The organism is Streptomyces sp. CB02056, from assembly GCF_001905545.1.
Taxonomy (GTDB): Bacteria; Actinomycetota; Actinomycetes; order Streptomycetales; family Streptomycetaceae; genus Kitasatospora.
This window is the reverse complement of record NZ_LIPD01000001.1, coordinates 374665-393024: the sequence shown is the minus strand read 5'-3', so window position 1 is coordinate 393024 and position 18360 is coordinate 374665. Positions and strand designations below refer to the sequence as shown.

Here is an 18360-nt window from a genome sequence, read left to right as displayed (position 1 = left end):
ACCGTTTCGACCGCCTCCTGTTCACCACTCGGCCCTCACGATGGGACCGAGTGTCCGTGGCAGGTCCTAGGCTGGCCCTTGCAGCCGGGCCTTCAAAGGCCACACACGTGCCCGGCAGGCGGAGAACGGGACTGATCAGGATGAACGCCACGGATTCGCGGACCGACCCCGCACGGTCACTGAGCCGGGCCGAGCGATCACGCGAGCAGGATCGTGCAGCCGGGGGCTCGGAAGCCCGATTGGTGGACATCGGAGGTGGCCGGCTACGGCCTGCGAGTGTCGTCCTCACCACATCGCCCCGGACGGGCACCACCCGCGCGGGTCTGCGCTGGTCCGTCGACGGCCGCACGCGCAGCGTCCGGCTCGGCGTCGTCGACCGTCGTACCCGTGGCGCCAACCTGCGCGAGGGATGGCGTCTTGCCCGGGAGGCCGGACTCCTGGTCGACGTCGCCAAGCAGGGTGTCGCCTCCTGGGCGTCCTCGCCCGGGACCCGGCGTTCCATGCGCTCGAACAAGGGCAGGGACACGACCCCGGAGCTTCGGCTTCGCTCGCTGCTGCACGCCGAGGGACTCCGTTACCGCGTGTCGGCGCGGCCCCTGCCCGACCTTAGACGAACAGCCGACCTGGTCTTCCCGAAGACGAAGGTCGCCGTGTTCGTCGACGGCTGCTTCTGGCACGGCTGCCCGGACCACGGCACCCGGCCCTCGGCCAACAGCTCGTTCTGGGAGAAGAAGCTCAACCGCACCCGGGAACGCGATGCGGAGACCAACGAGGCACTGAAGGCTGCCGGGTGGACGGTGGTCCGGATCTGGGAGCACGTCCCGCCGGACACGGCCGCCGAAGCGGTCAGGACCGCGGTCGGCGCCCGCCCCGCCTGACCGGCGGGCGGGGAAGGGGGCGGAAGAGTCGGCCTGTACGCCGGGTTCTGTCTCCCGGGTTGCTTGCGCGGCCCGGGGAGGCGGCCATCCATCTAGGGCTGCCGTTGCCGACAGCCTCGTGCGGTCCACCCGCGGACTCGGGCGAGCAGCCTTCAATCGTCCGCGCACGGCGCCCGAGGGCGCCGATCTTGACCTTGCTCCAGGTGGGGTTTACCTAGCCGGCCGGGTCACCCCGGTCGCTGGTGGTCTCTTACACCACCGTTTCACCCTTACCCACCACGAAAAGCGGTGGGCGGTCTGTTTTCTGTGGCACTGTCCCGCGGGTCACCCCGGGTGGGCGTTACCCACCACCCTGCTCTGTGGAGCCCGGACGTTCCTCGGCGGGTCTGGGACCCGTCGCGACCGCCCGGCCGGCTCTTCCGCCGTAGTGGTCATCGTAGCCGCTCGGGCGGCGCCTCCCGTACACCGGACCGGACGGCCGGCGCCTCGGCGCCGAGGCGGGCGGCCACCCGGGCCGCCGTCACGCTCGCCCGGGCGGTGGTGGTGGCCAGGCCGAGGGCGAGGACGGCGCCGCCGAGGCCGACCAGGATCCACCAGCCGGCGTGGCTGGCCGGGGCGAAACCGGTCGCGACCGGTCCGACCACGGCCGCGGTGACGACCGTACCGATCACCGCCACGCCCAGCGACTGGCCGACCTGACGGCTGGTCGAGGCGACCGCCGCCGCCACGCCCGCCTGGGCCCGCGGCATCCCCGCGACGGCGGCGTTGGTGATCGGCGCGTTCACCATGCCGAAGCCGAAGCCGAACAGCGCGTACGCGACCAGCAGCAGGGCCGGCGGGGAGTCGGCGGCGAGCCGGGTGAGCAGCAGCCCGCTCGCGGCGAGGCCGATCCCGGCCGCGACCAGCGGCAGGCGCGGGCCCCGGCCGGCGACGATCCGTCCGGACAGCGGCGCGCAGACCAGCATCATCCCGGCCATCGGCAGCGTCCACAGGCCGGCCTCGACCGGGCTGTAGTGCCGGACGTCCTGGAGGTAGAGGGTGCTGAGGAAGAGGAAGCCGCCGAGCGCGGCGAACGCGCAGACCGCGGTGACGGCGGCGCCGGTGAACGGCACGCTGGCGAAGAACCGGGGGTCCACCAGCGGCTCGGCCACCCGCCGCTCCCAGAGCGGGAAGGCGACCAGCGCGGCCAGCGCGGTCGCGGCCAGGGTGAGGATCAGCGGGGAGGTCCAGCCGTTGGCCGGGCCCTCGATGATCGCGGCGGTGCCGCAGCCGAGCAGCACGATCATCAGCAACTGCCCCACCGGGTCCAGCCGGCGCGGCCGGGGGGCGCGGGACTCCGGGACATAGCGGGCGGTCAGCGCGATGGCGGCGAGCGCCACCGGGACGTTGATCAGGAAGATCGACGGCCAGCCCGCGCCGTCCACCAGGAAGCCGCCGAGCAGCGGGCCGAGCGCCATCGAGATGCCGACCACGCCGCCCCAGACGCCGATCGCCCGGGCCCGCTCCTTCGGGTCGGTGAAGGTGTTGGTGATGATCGACATCGCCACCGGGTTGAGCATCGAGCCGCCCACCGCCTGGAGCGCCCGGAACGCCACCAGCCAGCCCAGGCTCGGTGCCTGGCTGCACAGCAGCGAGCCGAGCGCGAAGCAGACCAGGCCGGTCTGGAACACCCGGCGGCGGCCGAAGCGGTCGGCCACCGAGCCGAACAGCATCAGCAGCGAGGCCAGCACCAGGGTGTAGGCGTCGATGATCCACTGCAGCCCGGACGCCGGGGCGTCCAGGTCCCGCTGGATCACCGGCAGGGCGATGTTCACCACGGTGTTGTCGAGGCCGACGATGAACAGGCTCAGGCAGCAGATCGCCAGGACGAGCAGACGGCGGCGGCGCCCGAGCGCGGGCCCGGGGGCGGGCGCGGCTGCGGCGGCGCGGGGCTGGGGGGCGGGCACGGGACCGATCCTCCCACCGCGGGGCGGGCCGGGGCGGGTGAGCCGCGCGTCCGGGTGGCGGGTGGCGTAATCCAGGTGGCACGGGGACGCGGCCCGCTAGACCGCCGTGAAGCGGACGGTCCGGGTGGCCGGGTCGGCCGTCGTCAGCCGGACGTCGATCACCCGGCCGAGCGGCAGCCCGTCCGCGGCCGTGTCGCAGCGGGCCCGGACGGCCGGGTCGCGCAGCTGGACGGTGCCGGAGCCGGGCCGCCGCTCGTCCACGTCGATGACCACGGCGGCGAAGTCCTCGCCCTCCCGGCCCGCGAGCAGCTCCGCCTCCACCAGGTCCACGCAGGCCCGTTCGACCTCCGCGGCGCGGCGGTCCCCGCCCGCCATCAGCGCCGGGACGGCCGGCAGCGCCTCGCGCACCCACTCCGGCACGTCCTCGCCCGCCGCCACCGCCGCGCACACCTCCTGGGCGAAGCGGTCGCCGAGGCGGCGCAGCGGCGCGGTGCAGTGCGCGTACGGGGCGGCGAGCGCGGCGTGCTCCGGCTCGGCGGGGGCGGGCAGGCCGCGGGACTCGTCGAAGGCGTGGTAGCCGGCGCCGCGCAGCAGGCCCGTACAGGCGTTGAGGAAGGCGGCGTTGAGCGGGACGTCCGGGTCGAGGGAGCGGATCAGCTCGGGGTACGGGACGGCCCGCGGCCAGTCCACGTCGAGGGCGGCGGCGATCCGGCGCAGCCGCTCGTACCCGGTGGCGGGCGCGGCGGGCAGGGTGCGCAGCAGGCCGACGCCGGCGTCGAGCATCAGGTCGGCCGCGGCCATGCCGGTGAGCAGGGAGATCTGGGCGTTCCAGCCGTCGGCGGGGCCGGGGGCGCGGTAGCCGAGGACGTAGCCGTGCAGGGTCTCCTCGACCTCCTGCTCGGGCACCGGCAGGCTGATCCCGCCGCGGGCGCGCTCCTGCTCCTCGCGCAGCCGTCCGACGGTCGCGAACAGGGCGAGCTGCTCGTCGGCGCCGCCGAGGTCCACCGCGCGCTCGACGGCGGCGTAGTCCAGCCGGCGGTGCGAGCGGACCAGGGCGCGGCGCAGGTCGGCGAGGACGACGGCGCCGTCGGCGTCCAGGTCCAGTTGCCAGAGCAGGGCCGGGCGGGGCTCGCCGGGCAGCAGGCTGGCGGCGTCCTCGGAGATCCGGGTGGGGTGCAGCGGGACGCGGTGGTCGGGGAAGTAGAGGGTCTCGACCCGGCGGCGGGCCTCGGTGTCGATCGCGCCGCCGGGGTGGACGAAGGCGGCGACGTCGGCGATCGCGTAGTGCACCCGGTAGCCGCCGCCGGGCCGGTGGGCGAGGTGCACGGCCTGGTCGAGGTCGCGGGAGCCGGGCGGGTCGACCGTGAACAGCGGCAGGTCGGTGGCGTCGTACTCCGGCAGCCGGGGGCGCTCGGCCGCCTCCTCCGCCTCGGCGAGCACGGCCCGCGGCCACTCGGTGTGGACCTCCAGGCGGGTGCGGAGCTCGGTCAGCTCGGTGTTGATCCGGGCGGAGTCGGCGGCCTTGACGCGCAGTTTTCGGCGAGGCATGCACGCCAGGGTAGAGCGGGGCCAGCCGGTTCCGGGCCAGGCTCTGCCCGGGGGCGGCGTAAGCACTCGTACGGTGGGGGCAAGTGGCCGTGCACGAAGGGGGTTTGGGCGATGGGTGCGGTGAAGGTGGCCGGGGGTGTGGTGGCTGCGGTGCTGGGGGCGACGGGGGCGCTGCACGCGGTGTGGGCGGTGACGCCGTGGCCGCTGGGGTCGGCGGAGGAGTTCGCGGACGTCGTGGTGGGGCAGGGTGAGGGGGTGCCGCCGGTGGGCGCGTGCCTGGCGGTGGCGGGGGCGCTGGGGGCGGGGGCGTACCTGGTGGGGGCGGAGGCCGGGGTGCTGCCGCAGGTGGGGCCGCGGCGGCTGCGGCGGGCCGGGGTGCGGGTGGTGGCGGGGGTGCTGCTGGCGCGCGGGGTGGCCGGGCCGGTGGTGTTCGGCCGGGTGAGTGAGCGTTCGGAGCGGTTCCGGCGGCTGAACGTGCGGTACTACTCGCCGCTCTGTGTGGCGCTGGGGGCCGGGGCGGCCGCAGTAGGGTTGCGGGGTTCGTCCGCCACAGATTGTTGAGGAGTCCGCTGTGCTGGTGCTGTTGCCGCCCTCGGAGGGCAAGGCCGGGTCCGGGGACGGCGGGCCGGTGGCGCTGGAGCGGCTGTCGCTGCCGGGGCTGACGGCGGCGCGCGGCGCGGTGCTGGACGCGCTGGTGGGCCTGTGCCGGGGTGACGAGGACGCCGCCTCCGAGGTGCTCGGCCTCTCCCCCGGTCTGCGCGGCGAGGTCGCCAAGAACGCCGGGCTGCCGACGGCGGGTGCCCGTCCGGCGGGCGAGGTGTACACCGGGGTGCTGTTCGACAACCTCGGCCTGGCCACCCTGGACGCGGCCGCGTACGACCGGGCCGAGCGCTCGCTGCTGGTCTTCTCCGGTCTCTGGGGCGCCGTGCGGATCTCCGACCGGATTCCGTCCTACCGCTGCTCGATGGGCGTCAAGCTCCCGCAGCTGGGGGCGCTCGGGGCGCACTGGCGGAGCGCGATGGCCCCCGTGCTCCCCGAGGTCGCGGACGGGCTGGTGCTGGACCTGCGCAGTTCCGCGTACGCGGCGGCCTGGAAGCCGGCCGGCGAGGTGGCCGCCCGGACCGCGACCGTCCGGGTGCTCCAGGAGCGGAACGGCAAGCGCAGCGTGGTCAGCCACTTCAACAAGGCGACCAAGGGGCGGATCGTCCGGGACCTGCTGGCGGCCGGGGCGGAGCCGAAGACCCCCGGCGAGCTGATGGACGCGCTGCTGGAGCTGGGCCACCACGTCGAGCTGGCGGCGGAGGGCACCGCGCGCAAGCCGTGGCAGCTGGACGTGGTGGTCACCGAGGTGCACTGAGCACCCCGGTGACGACGGGCCCTAGCGCAGGTGCGAGGTGTCGTTGAGCAGCCGCACCGAGGCGTTGCCGTCCGCGTAGTACTGGACGGCGCAGATCGAGGCGGCGGACAGCTCCATCCGGTACATCGAGTCCGGCGGGGCGCCGAGCGCCAGCCGGACCAGGGTCTTGATCGGGCTGACGTGCGAGACCACCAGCACGGTCTTCCCCGCGTACCGGGCGAGGATCTTGTCCCGGGCGACGCCGGCCCGGTGGGTGAGCGTGGTGAAGCTCTCGCCGCTGCCGGTCGGCTTGGCCTTGGCGGAACCGAGCCAGGCGGTCAGGTCGTCGGGGTAGCGCTCCCGCACCTCGGCGAAGGTCAGGCCCTCCCAGGCGCCGAAGTCGACCTCGCGCAGCCCGTCCTCGTACCGGACCTCCAGGCCGAGCCGGGCGGCGACGGTCTCGGCGGTCTGCCGGGTGCGGAGCATCGGGGAGGCGACGACCGCCTGGACGCTGCCGCGCGCGGCCAGTGCCTCGGCGGCCCGCTCGGCCTGCCAGCGGCCCTTGTCGGAGAGCTCCGGGTCGCTGCCGCCGCTGCCGGAGAAACGCTTCTCCGGGGTGAGCGGGGTCTCGCCGTGGCGCAGCAGGACGAAGGTGGTGGGGGTGCCGAGGTCGGCGGGGGCGGCCCAGCCGGCCTTGGGGGCGGCGGTCTCCAGCGGCGGCTCGTCGACGGCCGCGACCGCGACCGCGGCCTTGGGCTTCGGCTCCCACTGGCGGCCGTCGCGGCCCGCGTCCATCGCCTCGTTGGCCAGCCGGTCGGCGTCCTTGTTCCGCTCGCGCGGGATCCAGGTGTACGTGACCCGGGCGCGCGGGAGGACGGTGCGCGCCTCGGCGGCGAGCGGCTGCATGTCGGGGTGCTTGATCTTCCAGCGCCCGGACATCTGCTCGACGACCAGCTTGGAGTCCATCCGGACGTCCACCGAGGCGTCCGGGTCCAGGTCGCGGGCCGCCCTGAGCCCGGCGATCAGGCCCTTGTACTCGGCCACGTTGTTGGTGGCGTGGCCGATGAACTCGGCGGCTTCGGCGATGATCTGCCCGGTGTCCCCGTCACGGACCACCGCGCCGTAGCCGGCCGGCCCCGGGTTGCCCCGGGACCCGCCGTCGGCCTCGACGATGAAGCGCGCCGCCACCGGATCAGACGCCCGAGTCGGAGGTGCGGACCAGGATCCGCGAGCAGTTCTCGCAGCGGACGACCTTGTCGGCCGGCTCGGCCTTGATGGCGTTCAGCTCGGTGATCGAGAACTCGGTGCGGCAGCCCTCGCAGCGGCGCTGGTAGAGGCGGGCCGCGCCGACGCCGCCCTGGGTCTCGCGCAGCTTGGTGTAGACCTTCAGCAGGTCGGCCGGGATGACGGCGGCGACGGTCTCGCGGTCGCGCTTGACCTTCTCGGCCTCCCCGTCGATCTCGGCGAAGGCGGCGTCGCGGCGGCCCTCGGCCTCGGTGAGGACGACGGTGGAGTGCTCCAGGCGGGCGGACAGCTCCTCGACCCGGCTCTTGGCGCTCTCCTGGCGCTCCATGATCTCCAGCACGACGTCCTCCAGGTCGCCCTGGCGCTTGGCGAGCGAGCCGATCTCGTGCTGGAGGTTCTCCAGGTCCTTCGGCGAGGTGATCGCGCCGGAGTCCAGGCGCTGCTGGTTGCGGGCGGCACGGGAGCGGACCTGCTCGACGTCCTGCTCGGCCTTGGTCAGCTCGCGGGCGGTGTCGCCCTTCTGGGCCTCGGCGGCGACGACGAGGTCCTTGAGCGCGGTGTGGTCGGCGGTGACCTTCTCGATCTCGGCGTGCTCGGGCAGGCTCCGGCGCCGGTGGGCCAGCTGGTCGAGCTTCGAGTCGATGGCCTGGAGGTCGAGCAGGCGGTTCTGGTCGGCGGGCGCGGCGTTCAAGCGGAGAGCTCCTGTGAATCGGGTCAGGCGGTGAAGGACATGGGGGCGTGCGCGGTCCACGGGTCGGTGACCCGGTGGGAGACCTTGGTCTCCACGGCCCAGCCGCGCTTGTCGGCGGCGGCCAGCAGGGCCCGCTCGGCCAGGGTGAGCCAGGGCCACTCGGTGGCCCAGTGGGCGGCGTCGAGCAGCGCGACGGGCGACGCCTCCGCGGCCTCGGAGGCCGGGTGGTGACGCAGGTCGGCGGTCAGGTAGGCGTCCACGCCGGCCGACCGGACGTCGGCGAGGAAGCTGTCGCCCGAGCCGCCGCACACCGCGACCCGGCTGACCAGCCGGTCCGGGTCGCCGGAGACGCGGACGCCGGCGGCGGTGGCGGGCAGGCCCGCCGCCACCTGCGCGGCGAAGGCGGAGAGGGTCAGCGGGGGCTCCAGCAGGCCGATCCGGCCGGTGCCACGGCGGCCCAGCGGGTCGGTCGGGTCCGGCACCAGCGGGCCGGTCACCCGCAGGCCCACCGCCTCCGCGAGCGCGTCCGAGACGCCGGGGTCGGCGTGGTCGGCGTTGGTGTGGGCGACGTGCAGGGCGATGCCGTTGGTGATCAGCGTGTGCACCACCCGGCCCTTGAAGGTGGTCGCGGCGACGCTGGTGGTGCCGCGCAGGTAGAGGGGGTGGTGGGTGACCACGAGGTCGGCGCCCCACTCCACGGCCTCGTCGACGACCGCCTGGACGGGGTCGACGGCGAAGAGCACGCGGTTGACCTCGGTCTGAGGGTCTCCGCAGACCAGGCCGACGGCGTCCCAGGACTCCGCCCACTGCGGGGGGTAGACCTCTTCGAGCGCGGTGATGACGTCGGACAGTTTCGGCACCTGTCGAGACTACCGTGCGCGCGGGGGCGGTCGGGCCTCGGCCGTACGGCCGGGCGCCGGGGGAACGGTCTCGGCCGGGTCGCGTCGCGCCTGCGGCGCCGGGCCGCCGCCGGTCCGTCCTCGGTCCGTCGTCGGTCCGTCCTCGGTCCGTCCTCGACGCGTCGCGGCCGCGTCGGCCGGTGCCTCGTGGCCGTTCGGACAGGGGAGCTGGGGGCGTACGGGTGCACGTCAATCTGCGACGAGAGGCGCCCGGCGGGCCCAGCGCGCTCCGTACGCGGCCGCGCGCCGGTCGTCCGTTACTCACAGCAGGGTTCCCGTACGGGTTCGAAACCAGGCCTTTGCACCCTTACGAGTGAAGTGACCGGCTCTGCGTTGAGGCTTCGGTTGGCTCGAAAGTAACTTCACTTCTGCGAACAGGAGTTGCCCCGGCGGCGGCCACGACCAGGAGTCGGGCGGTGCCGTGCCGGGCCGGACGGGATCCGGGTGAGCACTCCCGTACCGGGGCGGTACCGCCGCCCCTTCCGGAAGAACCGATCAGGCCGGGCCGCCGCCCGGGTGCCGCGAGCAGTGGGCACCGGGGGCGGCGGCCGCGACGAAGGGATGTGGTGGCGAATGGGGGCGGGCACATCGCTGCGTACGGCCGGGGACAGGGGATCGGTGGACCGCGGACCGGGTGCGGCGGGTTCGTGGCCGGAGGCGACGCGGGCGGCACCGGCCGGTGCCGGAGGCCGGGGAGGCGGCGGTGACCGAGAGGTCACCGTCGGCGGCTTCCGGCACACGGCCCGGCCCGCCGGGCGAGGGCCGGTGCCGCCCGCCGTCGGTCCGATCGGGCAGGAGGACCCCGCCGTCCTGGTGCAGGAACGAATCGCCGGGCCTCCGTCGTGCCGCGGCCGGGTCGCCGCCCGGCCGGGGCAGGCCGGCGGCCCGGCCCGCCCCGGCGCCGTGGACCCGTCCGGCAACGCGGGCCCGTCCGGCACCACAGGCCCCTCCGACCCGGCGGGCCCGTCCAGCACCACCGGGGTGAGCGGAGCATGAACGTGGCCACCCGAACCATGACCCAGACGCTGCGCCGGCTGAGCTTCACCTTCGCCGCCGACGGCAGCCACGCCGCCTGCCTCGCCTCCTCCGCCGACAGCGGCTGGTACGTGGAGAGTTGGCGGCTGCCGCAGGACGGCGGACCGGCCGCGCCGACCGCGCTGCCGCTGCCCGGCAACCGCGCGGAGAGCCTGCGCTCACAGCTGGTCGCACTGCCGGACGGCTCGGTGCTGACCTGCCGGCACGACGGCGAGCGGCACGACCTGGTCCGCCTCTCGTACGGCGGGAACGGCGCCCTGGAACAGCAGTTGGGCTCGCTGCGGATGACCGGCCTGCGGGTCCTGCCGCTCCCCGCCCAGGCCGGGGCCGACCCGCGGACGCCGGTGGCGGTCGCGCTCGGCAGCGACACCCGTCCGGCGACCACCGCCTGGCTGGTGCGCACCGACGGCAGCGAGCCCGAACAGGTCGCCGAGATCCCGGGGTTGCACGGCGGCGGCACCTGGCTGGACCGTACCGGCACGCTGCTCGCGCTGGACCGGGTGAACGCGGGCCTGGTCCGCAGCGTGGTGCTCGACCTGCGCGCCGGCCGCACCTCCCCCCTGCTGGAGATCGGCCCGCAGAGCAACGACCGCCTGGTGCTGTTCGACCCGGACAGCCGGTTCGCGATGGTGCGCAGCGACGCGCCCGGCACCGACCGGCTCGGCTGGGGCGTCCTCGGCGCCGGGGAGCCGCTGCGCTTCCCCGAGTGCCTGCACGTCGCGGGCATGTTCCTGCGGCCGGTCGCCCTGCGGGTCGCGGCGGACGGCCCCCGGGTCGCGGTGCAGATCGACCACGGCGCGGGCTCGGCGCTCGCGCTGTGGCGGCCCTCGGCCGGGCGGCTGGACCCGCTGCCGGTCCCGCCCGGGCGGCTCGGCGCGGTCGGCCACTGGGGCGGGGCGGGGCTGCGCGTGCCGTACTCCTCGCCCGACCACCCGACGGCGCTGGCCACCCTCGACGTCGACACGCTGCTGACGCACGGACCGCTCCCGCCCGTCTCCGGCCCGACGCCGCTCCCGCTCCAACTCGCGCCGCTGGCCTCGGGGTTGCCAGGGCCGTGGCGGGACACCATCCTGCCCTGGCAGCCCGGCGGGGTGCGCCCGGTGCGGACCGAGCCGCCCGGCTGGCGGCTCGACGGCAGCACCCCGCCCGGGGACGGCGGCCGCTGGCATCCCGCGCAGAGCCTCGAACTCGCGGGCCCGGCAGGCCCGTTGGAGGCCGTGGTGTACGGCGGGGACGCCTGGCTGAGCAGCCCGCACCTGGTGCTGGCGCTGCACGGCGGCCCGGCGGACGCCTGGCGGCTGGAGTTCGACCCGACACTGCAGCGGATGGCCGCCGAGGGCCTGGCGGTGGTCGCGCCGAACCAGCGCGGCTCCACCGGCTACGGCGTGGCGCACGCGCTGGCCATCCGGGGCGCCTGGGGCGGTCCCGACCTGGACGACGTCCTGTACCTGCTGGACGGCATCGCGGGCCAGCGCGCCGCCCTCGGCCTGGAGCCGCCGGCCCTCTTCGGGGTCAGCTACGGCGCCTTCCTGGCACTGCTGGCGGCCTCGCACGCGCCGGCCGAGCAGGTCGCCCGCTGCGCGGTGGTCGCGCCGTTCCTGTCCGGCGCCCGGCTGCTGGCCGAAGCCGCGCCCCCCGTACGGGCGTTGACCACCCGGCTGGGCGGCGGCGAGCAGGTCGCCGACGCCCGCGGACCGCGCGACGTGCTGCAACTGGCGCACCGGCTGAGCGCGCCGCTGCTGGTCGTGCACGGCAACCGGGACGAGGTCGTGCCGGTGAGCCAGTCCCGCTCGCTGCGGCACGAGTTGCTGCGGATCGGCCGGGTCGAGGGCGAGGACTTCCGGTACGTCGAGGCGGCCGGCTCCGGGCACGAGGTGCTCGCCGACGAGGGCGCCGCCGTCCTGCACGAGCTGCTGGCCACGTTCCTGCGGACCGGCCGCCCGGGCTGACCCGCCGCCCGGTGCCGTCCCGGACACCAAGCTCGGGCACCGAGCCCAGGCGCCAGGCCCAGACGCCAGCCCCGGGCGGCCTCGACGCCGCGCTAGGCGATCCGAGTGAACTCTCCTCAGGTGGGCGCCACTTGTCGGCCTTGGCACGGACCTGCCCGTCCCCCGCCCCGGCCGTGCTGCCGGACCGGGCGGCCCGCCGTCCGGACGCCGACGCCGAGGAGCGGGTCGAACGGGCCTCCGCCGCGCACGCGGGGACACTGATGATCGCCGATGATCGTTGCGCGCCGCATCAGTTCCGCACCGCGGGCGGACCCGGCTGCCGCCGCCGGACGGCGGGCGCGGGCCGCCGGCCCGGCCCGGCGGTCTCCGGGCGCCGTCCCCGCGCCGCCGCGAGCCGGTCGGCCGCAGGCCCGCTTCCGGGCCCGGGACCAGCGCGGGACTCGCGTCATGATCTCGATAGGATCTCGTCCGTCCCGGCCGTTATGGTGACCGGGGCACGGGCCGCGATCACCGGCTACGGGCGCGTACCGGGCGCCCGATCGGGGACCAGACCGTGCGCCACCGGCGCCGGCCGGGCGCCGATGACCTGCACCCTCCGCACGGAAAAGACGATTCTCATGTCCGACACCCTCACCGACACCACCGGACCCGCGGTTACCGGGACCGACGCCGACGAGAAGACGGCCAAGGACACCGCGTCGCACGGCCGCCACCGCGGTGGCTCCGCCGCCGACGACAGCCCGGAGTCCGACCCGCACGGCCGCCACCGCGCGGCCGGGGCGCTGGGCTGACCGCACCACCACCAGGGCACCGCGTACGAGGGCCCGCCGGGAGGGCACGGACTCCCCCGGCGGGCCCTCGGCTTTCCCGAGGTCTCCGCCCGAAGTCTCCGTGCGAAGCCTCCGCCCGAAGTCTCTGTGCGAAGCCCCGAGCAGCGCCCCGGCCGCGGCCCGCCCTCAGCCCAGCGTCACGACCGTCCGCAGCGCCTCGCCGCTCCGCATCTGCGCGATCGCCTCGTTGACGTCCGCGAGCCCCACCCGGTGGGTGACCATGCCGTCGAGGTCGATCCGCCCGGCCCGCCAGAGGTCCACGACCAGCCCGATGGTGCGCGCCACCGTCGCCCCGCCGTAGAGCGAGGGCAGCAGGCGCTTCTCGTTGAAGAACAGCTCGCCCATGGTGAACTGCGCGAGGTCGTCCTGCGCGCCCGCGCCGATGACGACCACCGCGCCGCCGCGCCGGGCGGCCTCGTAGCCGGCCCGGACGGTGGCCGCGCGGCCGACCGCCTCGAAGACGTAGTCGAAGCCGCCGCCGGGCAGCTTCTTGGCCGTCGCCTTCAGTTCCTCGGGGGCGATCGCCTCGGTGGCGCCGAACGCCAGGGCGCGCTCGCGGCGCGAGGCCACCGGGTCGACGACGGTGATCCGGCCGGCGCCGCAGACCCGGGCGCCCTGCACGGTGGCCACGCCGACCCCGCCCGCGCCGATCACCGCGACGGAGGCGCCGGGCTCGACCCGGGCGGTGTTCACCGCGGCGCCGATGCCCGTGGTCACGCCGCAGCCGATCAGCGCGGCGGCCTCGTACGGGAGGTCGTCGGGGACCTTGATGACGGCGTTCGCCGCGACCACGACCTCCTCGGCGAAGGCCCCGGTGCCGTAGAAGCCGGAGGCGCTCAGCCCGCCCTCGGCGATCCGGAAGCCCGGGGCGCCGAGGTTGCGCAGGCTGGCGATGCAGAGGTGGCCGCGGTCCCGGCGGCAGTGGTCGCAGCGGCCGCAGGGGGCCATCCAGCAGAGCACCACGCGGTCGCCGGCGGCGAGGCCGGTGACGCCCTCGCCGACCTCCAGCACGTCCCCGGCGCCCTCGTGCCCGGGGACGAACGGCGCGGGCTGCGGCAGGACGCCGCTCATCGCGGAGAGGTCCGAGTGGCAGAGGCTGGCGGCGCGCATCCGGACCCGTACGGTGCCCGGCCCGAAGCCCACGGCCGTCACGTCCTCGCGGACGTCGAGGGTCTCCTGGCCGGTCTTGTGCAGGACGGCTGCGCGCATGGGTGCTGCTCCCGGGGTGCCTGGTGTTCCTCGGATCGGCGGTCGGGCCGATTCTGGCACGGGCGGCGCGACGCGACTAGAACGCGTTCCACAACAACCGGCCGGCGGAACTGTACGAATTCACTGTCCTTCCACCACTGCGACACGCCATGATCACCACCGTGTCGACACCCCTTCCGACGTCCGCGCCGACGTCCCCACCGGCGCCCTCGCCGACCTCCCCCGAGCAGCCCGCCCACGGCGCGGCCTGCCCCCGCTGCGCCGCCGCGCTGACCGCCGACCCGCGCTTCACCGCCTGGTGCCCGGCCTGCGACTGGAACCTGTCCCCCGGTCAGGACGGCGCTCCCGCGCCCACCCGGCGCGAGCGGGCGGCGGCCGACCGCACCGACCGGCTGTTCGAGGAGCAGGCCGCCGGCGGCGACTCCCCGACCGCCCGCCGCGACTGGCTGCTGGCCTCCGCCGCCGCCGGCCTGGTCCACCTGGTCACCGTCGGCCTGCTCTGCCTGGCGGTCTGGCTGCTCGTCACCGGGAGCACGGTGCAGCGCTGCGCGGGCGTGGTGGCGCTGGTGGTCGCGGTCGCGCTGCGGCCCCGGCTCGGCCGGGTGCCGCGCGACCAGAACGTCCTCGACCGCGCCTCGGCCCCGGCCCTGTACGGGCTGGCGGACCAGGTGGCCGCCGAGCTGGGTGCCGCGCCGGTGGCCGTCATCCGGGTCACCGACGAGTTCAACGCCTCCTACGGGCTGGTCGGGCTGCGCCGCCGTCCCGTCCTCGAACTGGGCCTGCCGTTCTGGGAGGTGCTGGACGACCGGCAGCGGATCGCCCTGCTCGGCCACGAGTTCGGCCACCACGTCAACGGCGACCACCGCCGCTCGCTCTGGCTGCACAGCGCGGTCTCGGCGCTCGCGGCCTGGTACGGCATGGTCCGGCCCGACCGGCCGGGCCGCGCGCACGGCGACGAGCTCTCGCTGCTGATCCGGATCGGCGCGCTGGTCGGCGCGGTCGTCCTGCGGGCCGTCGCCTGGCTGCTGCTCCAGGGCCTCTACCTGTTCGACCGGCTCACCTCCCGCGCCGGGCAGCAGGCCGAGTACCGCGCGGACGCCCTCGCCGTCCGGGTCGGCGGCAGCGAGGCGGTCGGCGGGATGCTCGCGACGCTCCTGCTGTTCGGCCCGGTGTGCACCGCCGTGGGCCGGATCCGCGCCGAGGAGCGCCGGCGCCCCCGGACGGTCCGCCGCGGCCGGGGCCGGGGCCCGGAGCGGCCCGAACAGCCCGAACAGTCCGAGCGGCCGAAGCCGCCCGCCCCGGAACTGCTCTGGGAGCGGCTGCGCGAGCACGTCGGCTCCGTCCCCGCCACCGAGCACGAGCGCCTGCTGCGGCTCAGCGCCCGTGACCACGCCGCCGTGGACTCCACCCACCCTCCGACCCATCTGCGGATCGCCCTGGTCGAGCGCGCCGAGGCCCGGCCGGCCGCCGTCACCGCCACCCCCGCCGAGGTCGGGGCGATCGCCGCCGAGCTGGCCCCGCACCGCGCCCGGATCGCCGCCGACCTGCTCGCGGGCTGACCGCGGCCCGATCGACGTACGGCACCGGTCGGCGCCGGCCGCCCCGGCGGCGCCGCTACCGCTACCGTCGAGTAGGGTCCGTGCACGTCCGCCCGCGTCCCGACCCCCCGAGGAGCACCGCATGTCCGACCTGCTGCTGAGCGCCGAGCCGGCACCCGAGGTGCTGGCGGCGTTCGAGGAGGCCACCGGGTTCATGCCGGTGGACGAGGGGCTCGCGCTGTACGCGGCGGCGGTGGAGGCGGCCCGGACCACCGGGCTGCCGGTGCTGGAGATCGGCACCTACTGCGGCCGCTCGGCGATCCTGCTCGCGGCGGCGGCGGTGGAGGCGGGGACGGTCGCGCTGACCGTCGACCACCACCGCGGCTCGGAGGAGCAGCAGCCCGGCTGGGAGTACCACGACCCGACCCTGGTCGACCCCGAGGTCGGGCTGATGGACACCCTGCCGCGGTTCCGCCGCGCCCTGCACGCCGCCGGGCTGGAGGAGCACGTGGTGGCGCTGGTCGGCCGCTCGCCGCGGATCGCCGCGCTGTGGGGGCGCCCGCTGGGCCTGGTGTTCATCGACGGCGGGCACACCGACGAGCACGCGACCGGCGACTACGAGGGCTGGGTGCCGCACCTGGCGCCGGAGGGCCTGCTGGTGGTGCACGACGTGTTCCCCGACCCGGCGGACGGCGGCCAGGCCCCGTACCGGGTGTACCTGCGGGCGCTGGCCGAGGGCTTCGAGGAGGTCTCGGTGACCGGCTCCCTGCGCGTCCTGCGCCGCTCCGCGCGGTAGGAGACGCCCGTTCGTTCCCGGGGCCCCGCGCCGATGCTCTAACGTCGTGCCGGGGCTGCCGGGCAGGGGTTCGAACGGTACGGTGGCCGCGCAGCACCAGGCAGAGCATCGGCGGACGGTGGGGGCCAGCAGCGACATGACGGACCAGCAGAACAGCGCTCCGGCGGTCTGGGACCCGACCGCGCGCGGCGGCGCCGGCGGCTGGGTGCGCGGCCCGCAGCGCCCGGCCGACGCGCAGCCCGTCCCCGAGGCGCCCGCCACCCCCCAGCCTCCCGCGGCTCCGCAGTCCACGGCCCCGCAGTCCGCCGCCCAGCCCGGTCCGATGGCCCCGCCGCCCTCGCCCGGCGCCGTCGGCGACCAGGGCCCGCCGCTGGGCGCCCGCCCGTACCTGGCCGCCTCGCCCGGCTACGACCCGCCGACCGCCCGGCTGTTCCCCGGCGCCGCCCCGCCGCCCCCGGCCGCCCCGCCGGCGTCCGCGCCGTTCCCCTCCCACGCGGGTCCGCCGTCCCACGCCCCGCAGCAGGAGACGCGGCAGACCCCCGGCTACGACTACCTCCTGCAGCCGCCCGCCGCCCCGCCGCAGTCCCCGTACGGCGCCCAGCCCCCGTACGGGACCCCGCTCCCCTACGGCGCCCAGCCCGACTACCCGACCGGGACCGCCCACGGGGACGACGAGGACCGGCCGACCAACCGCAGGGCCCCGCTGCTGATCGGCTTCGCGCTGCTCCTGGTGCTGGCGGTCGGCGGCGGCCTGCTGTTCGCCCTGCGGGGCGGCGGCGACAAGGACGGCCAGGCCGCGCCCGCCCCGGCCTCGGCCCCGGCGACCGGCGCGGAGAACCCGCCGCCCGCGACCGCGCCCACGGGTGCGGACGGTGCGCCGAGCGCCGCCGCGAGCGCGTCCGGCTCGCCCGCCGGTACGCCGTCGCCGAGCTCGACCGCTCCCGGTCCGGGCGCCAAGGCGCAGGCCCAGGCGCTGGACGGCCTGCTCAGCGAGGGCGAGAGCGCCAAGGCCCCGATCGGCAGCGCCGTCGCCAAGGTGACCAGCTGCCCGCCGAAGGCCGACATCGAGAGCGCCGCGCAGGACTTCGACAACGGCGCGAGCCAGCGGACCGCCCTGCTGGCCAAGCTCTCCCAACTGAGTGTCACGGACGTGCCGGGCGGCGCGGACGCGGTGAACTCCCTGAAGTCCGCCTGGCAGTTGTCCGCCGACATAGACAAGGCGTACGCGAGCTGGGCGCGCGCCGTCGCCGCCCAGGGCTGCACCGGCCGGGCCCCGGCCACCGCCGACAAGAAGCACGCGGACGAGCTCAACCCGCAGGCCACGCAGGCGAAGACGGACTTCATGACCAAGTGGAACGCGATCGCGAAGAGCTACGGCCTGACTCCGCGCACCCAGGACAGGATCTGACCGACCAGTGACCGGCACCGCCCCCCGACCGCCCCGCCGCTCCGCCCTGCTGCGCGCCACCACCGCCGCGGCCGTGGCCGTTCCGCTCTGCACGGCGGGCTGGTTCGGCTGGCGGGCCCTCGACCACTCAGGCCCGGCGGGCGCCACGGCGGCCCCGGCCGCGTCGGCCCCGGCCGCCTCGTCCCCGACTGCCGACCCGGCTTCGGCGCCGCCCGCCCCGACGGCCACGGACCAGCCGGGCGCCGCCGACCCCGGCGCCCCGGCCGACGGCACCGCCGCGCCCCTCACCCCGCCGGTCGCACCGCCGCCGTCCACCACCCCGGCGGCCGAGGCCCCGCCCGAGCCCGCCGACGCCGCGGTCCTGACCGGCCGCACCGTCCTGCTCGACCCCGGCCACAACCCCGGGAACTCCGCCCACACCGCCGAGATCAACCGCCAGGTGGACATCGGCAACGCCCGCAAGGAGTGCGACACCACCGGCACCGAGACCAACGCCGGCTACACCGAGGCCGAGTACACCCTGGACGTCTCCCGCCGGGCCCGCGCCCTGCTGGCCGCCCGGGGCGCCACGGTGGTCCTGGTGCAGGACGGCGACCGGCCCTGGGGCCCGTGCGTCGACGAGCGGGCCCGCGCGGGCGCCGACGCCCACGCCGACGTCGCGGTCTCGGTGCACGGGGACGGCGGCCCGGCGAGCGGCAGCGGGTTCCACGTGATCATGCCCGCCCGGGTGGTGGCGGGGAAGGCGGACAACGCGGCGATCGTCGCCCCCTCGCGCCGGCTCGGCCTCCTGCTGCGCGACCGGTTCCACGCCGCGACCGGCGAGCCGTACGCGGACTACATCGCCAAGGACGGCCTGGACACCCGCTCCGACCTGGGCGGCCTCAACCTCTCGACGGTCCCCAAGGTGTTCATCGAGTGCGGTAACATGCGCAACTCGACGGACGCGAAGCGGATGACGGACCCTCAGTGGCGCCAGCAGGCGGCCCGGGGGATCGCCGACGCGCTGACCGCTTTCCTGACGACCCAAGAGAAGACCGAAGAGCGGTAAGGGA

At 76.1% G+C, this 18360-nt stretch carries 15 protein-coding genes and 1 other RNA gene; 9 read left to right on the top strand and 7 right to left on the bottom strand.

From position 1 onward, the window contains the following. The first annotated feature begins 242 nt into the window (after positions 1–242). Complete coding sequence (locus AMK13_RS44425) at positions 243–878, top strand: very short patch repair endonuclease (protein WP_241852711.1); 636 nt, start codon at positions 243–245, stop codon at positions 876–878. A 20-nt stretch (positions 879–898) separates the two neighbouring features. Here AMK13_RS44425 and rnpB read toward each other — a convergent pair. From rnpB to AMK13_RS01720, 3 genes are all read right to left on the bottom strand, one after another. Further along, positions 899–1296, bottom strand: an RNA gene (rnpB, locus tag AMK13_RS01730) — RNase P RNA component class A. Between the two features lie 13 nt (positions 1297–1309). Next, positions 1310–2824 (bottom strand): DHA2 family efflux MFS transporter permease subunit, encoded by a 1515-nt coding sequence (locus AMK13_RS01725; protein ID WP_079271748.1) that lies wholly within the window; start codon positions 2822–2824, stop codon positions 1310–1312. A 96-nt stretch (positions 2825–2920) separates the two neighbouring features. Then, positions 2921–4372 carry an RNB domain-containing ribonuclease gene (locus AMK13_RS01720; protein ID WP_074000840.1) on the bottom strand — a complete coding sequence of 484 codons (1452 nt, stop codon included), beginning with the start codon at positions 4370–4372 and terminating at the stop codon, positions 2921–2923. A gap of 111 nt (positions 4373–4483) precedes the next feature. Here AMK13_RS01720 and AMK13_RS01715 point away from each other — a divergent pair, with 111 nt between their 5' ends. Both AMK13_RS01715 and yaaA read left to right on the top strand, forming a co-directional pair. Then, positions 4484–4933 (top strand): DUF3995 domain-containing protein, encoded by a 450-nt coding sequence (locus tag AMK13_RS01715; RefSeq protein WP_079271747.1) that lies wholly within the window; start codon positions 4484–4486, stop codon positions 4931–4933. Positions 4934–4943: 10 nt separating this feature from the next. Next, positions 4944–5729 carry a peroxide stress protein YaaA gene (gene yaaA / locus AMK13_RS01710; RefSeq protein WP_074000839.1) on the top strand — a complete coding sequence of 262 codons (786 nt, stop codon included), beginning with the start codon at positions 4944–4946 and terminating at the stop codon, positions 5727–5729. A 21-nt stretch (positions 5730–5750) separates the two neighbouring features. Here yaaA and AMK13_RS01705 read toward each other — a convergent pair whose 3' ends face one another. Genes AMK13_RS01705 through AMK13_RS01695 form a run of 3 tightly spaced genes read right to left on the bottom strand, consistent with a single transcriptional unit; the run spans position 5751 to position 8504 of the window. Further along, positions 5751–6896 carry a bifunctional RNase H/acid phosphatase gene (locus AMK13_RS01705; protein WP_074000838.1) on the bottom strand — a complete coding sequence of 382 codons (1146 nt, stop codon included), beginning with the start codon at positions 6894–6896 and terminating at the stop codon, positions 5751–5753. Between the two features lie 4 nt (positions 6897–6900). Further along, complete coding sequence (locus AMK13_RS01700) at positions 6901–7644, bottom strand: zinc ribbon domain-containing protein (protein WP_049659174.1); 744 nt, start codon at positions 7642–7644, stop codon at positions 6901–6903. Between the two features lie 23 nt (positions 7645–7667). Next, a complete protein-coding gene (locus AMK13_RS01695) occupies positions 7668–8504 on the bottom strand; it encodes a Nif3-like dinuclear metal center hexameric protein (RefSeq protein ID WP_049659175.1) in 837 nt (278 codons plus the stop codon). A 1037-nt stretch (positions 8505–9541) separates the two neighbouring features. On the opposite strand from AMK13_RS01695, the gene AMK13_RS01685 reads away from it, so the two are divergent. Both AMK13_RS01685 and AMK13_RS43300 read left to right on the top strand, forming a co-directional pair. After that, complete coding sequence (locus AMK13_RS01685) at positions 9542–11527, top strand: alpha/beta hydrolase family protein (RefSeq protein WP_074000836.1); 1986 nt, start codon at positions 9542–9544, stop codon at positions 11525–11527. Positions 11528–12144: 617 nt separating this feature from the next. Further along, on the top strand, positions 12145–12318 hold the full coding sequence (locus AMK13_RS43300; RefSeq protein ID WP_158077660.1) for a hypothetical protein: 174 nt from the start codon (positions 12145–12147) through the stop codon (positions 12316–12318). Between the two features lie 165 nt (positions 12319–12483). Here AMK13_RS43300 and AMK13_RS01680 read toward each other — a convergent pair whose 3' ends face one another. Beyond that, positions 12484–13566 carry an alcohol dehydrogenase catalytic domain-containing protein gene (locus AMK13_RS01680; protein ID WP_074000835.1) on the bottom strand — a complete coding sequence of 361 codons (1083 nt, stop codon included), beginning with the start codon at positions 13564–13566 and terminating at the stop codon, positions 12484–12486. A gap of 161 nt (positions 13567–13727) precedes the next feature. Between AMK13_RS01680 and AMK13_RS01675 the strand changes: the two genes are divergently transcribed. From AMK13_RS01675 to AMK13_RS01660, 4 genes are all read left to right on the top strand, one after another. Next, positions 13728–15125 (top strand): M48 family metallopeptidase, encoded by a 1398-nt coding sequence (locus AMK13_RS01675; protein ID WP_143204460.1) that lies wholly within the window; start codon positions 13728–13730, stop codon positions 15123–15125. 121 nt (positions 15126–15246) lie between these two features. Then, positions 15247–15900 carry a class I SAM-dependent methyltransferase gene (locus AMK13_RS01670; protein ID WP_074000834.1) on the top strand — a complete coding sequence of 218 codons (654 nt, stop codon included), beginning with the start codon at positions 15247–15249 and terminating at the stop codon, positions 15898–15900. A 136-nt stretch (positions 15901–16036) separates the two neighbouring features. Next, positions 16037–17308: a hypothetical protein gene (locus AMK13_RS01665; protein WP_074000833.1), complete on the top strand. Its 1272-nt coding sequence runs from the start codon at positions 16037–16039 to the stop codon at positions 17306–17308. Between the two features lie 7 nt (positions 17309–17315). Beyond that, positions 17316–18356 carry an N-acetylmuramoyl-L-alanine amidase gene (locus AMK13_RS01660; RefSeq protein ID WP_074000832.1) on the top strand — a complete coding sequence of 347 codons (1041 nt, stop codon included), beginning with the start codon at positions 17316–17318 and terminating at the stop codon, positions 18354–18356. The last annotated feature ends 4 nt before the right edge of the window (positions 18357–18360 follow it).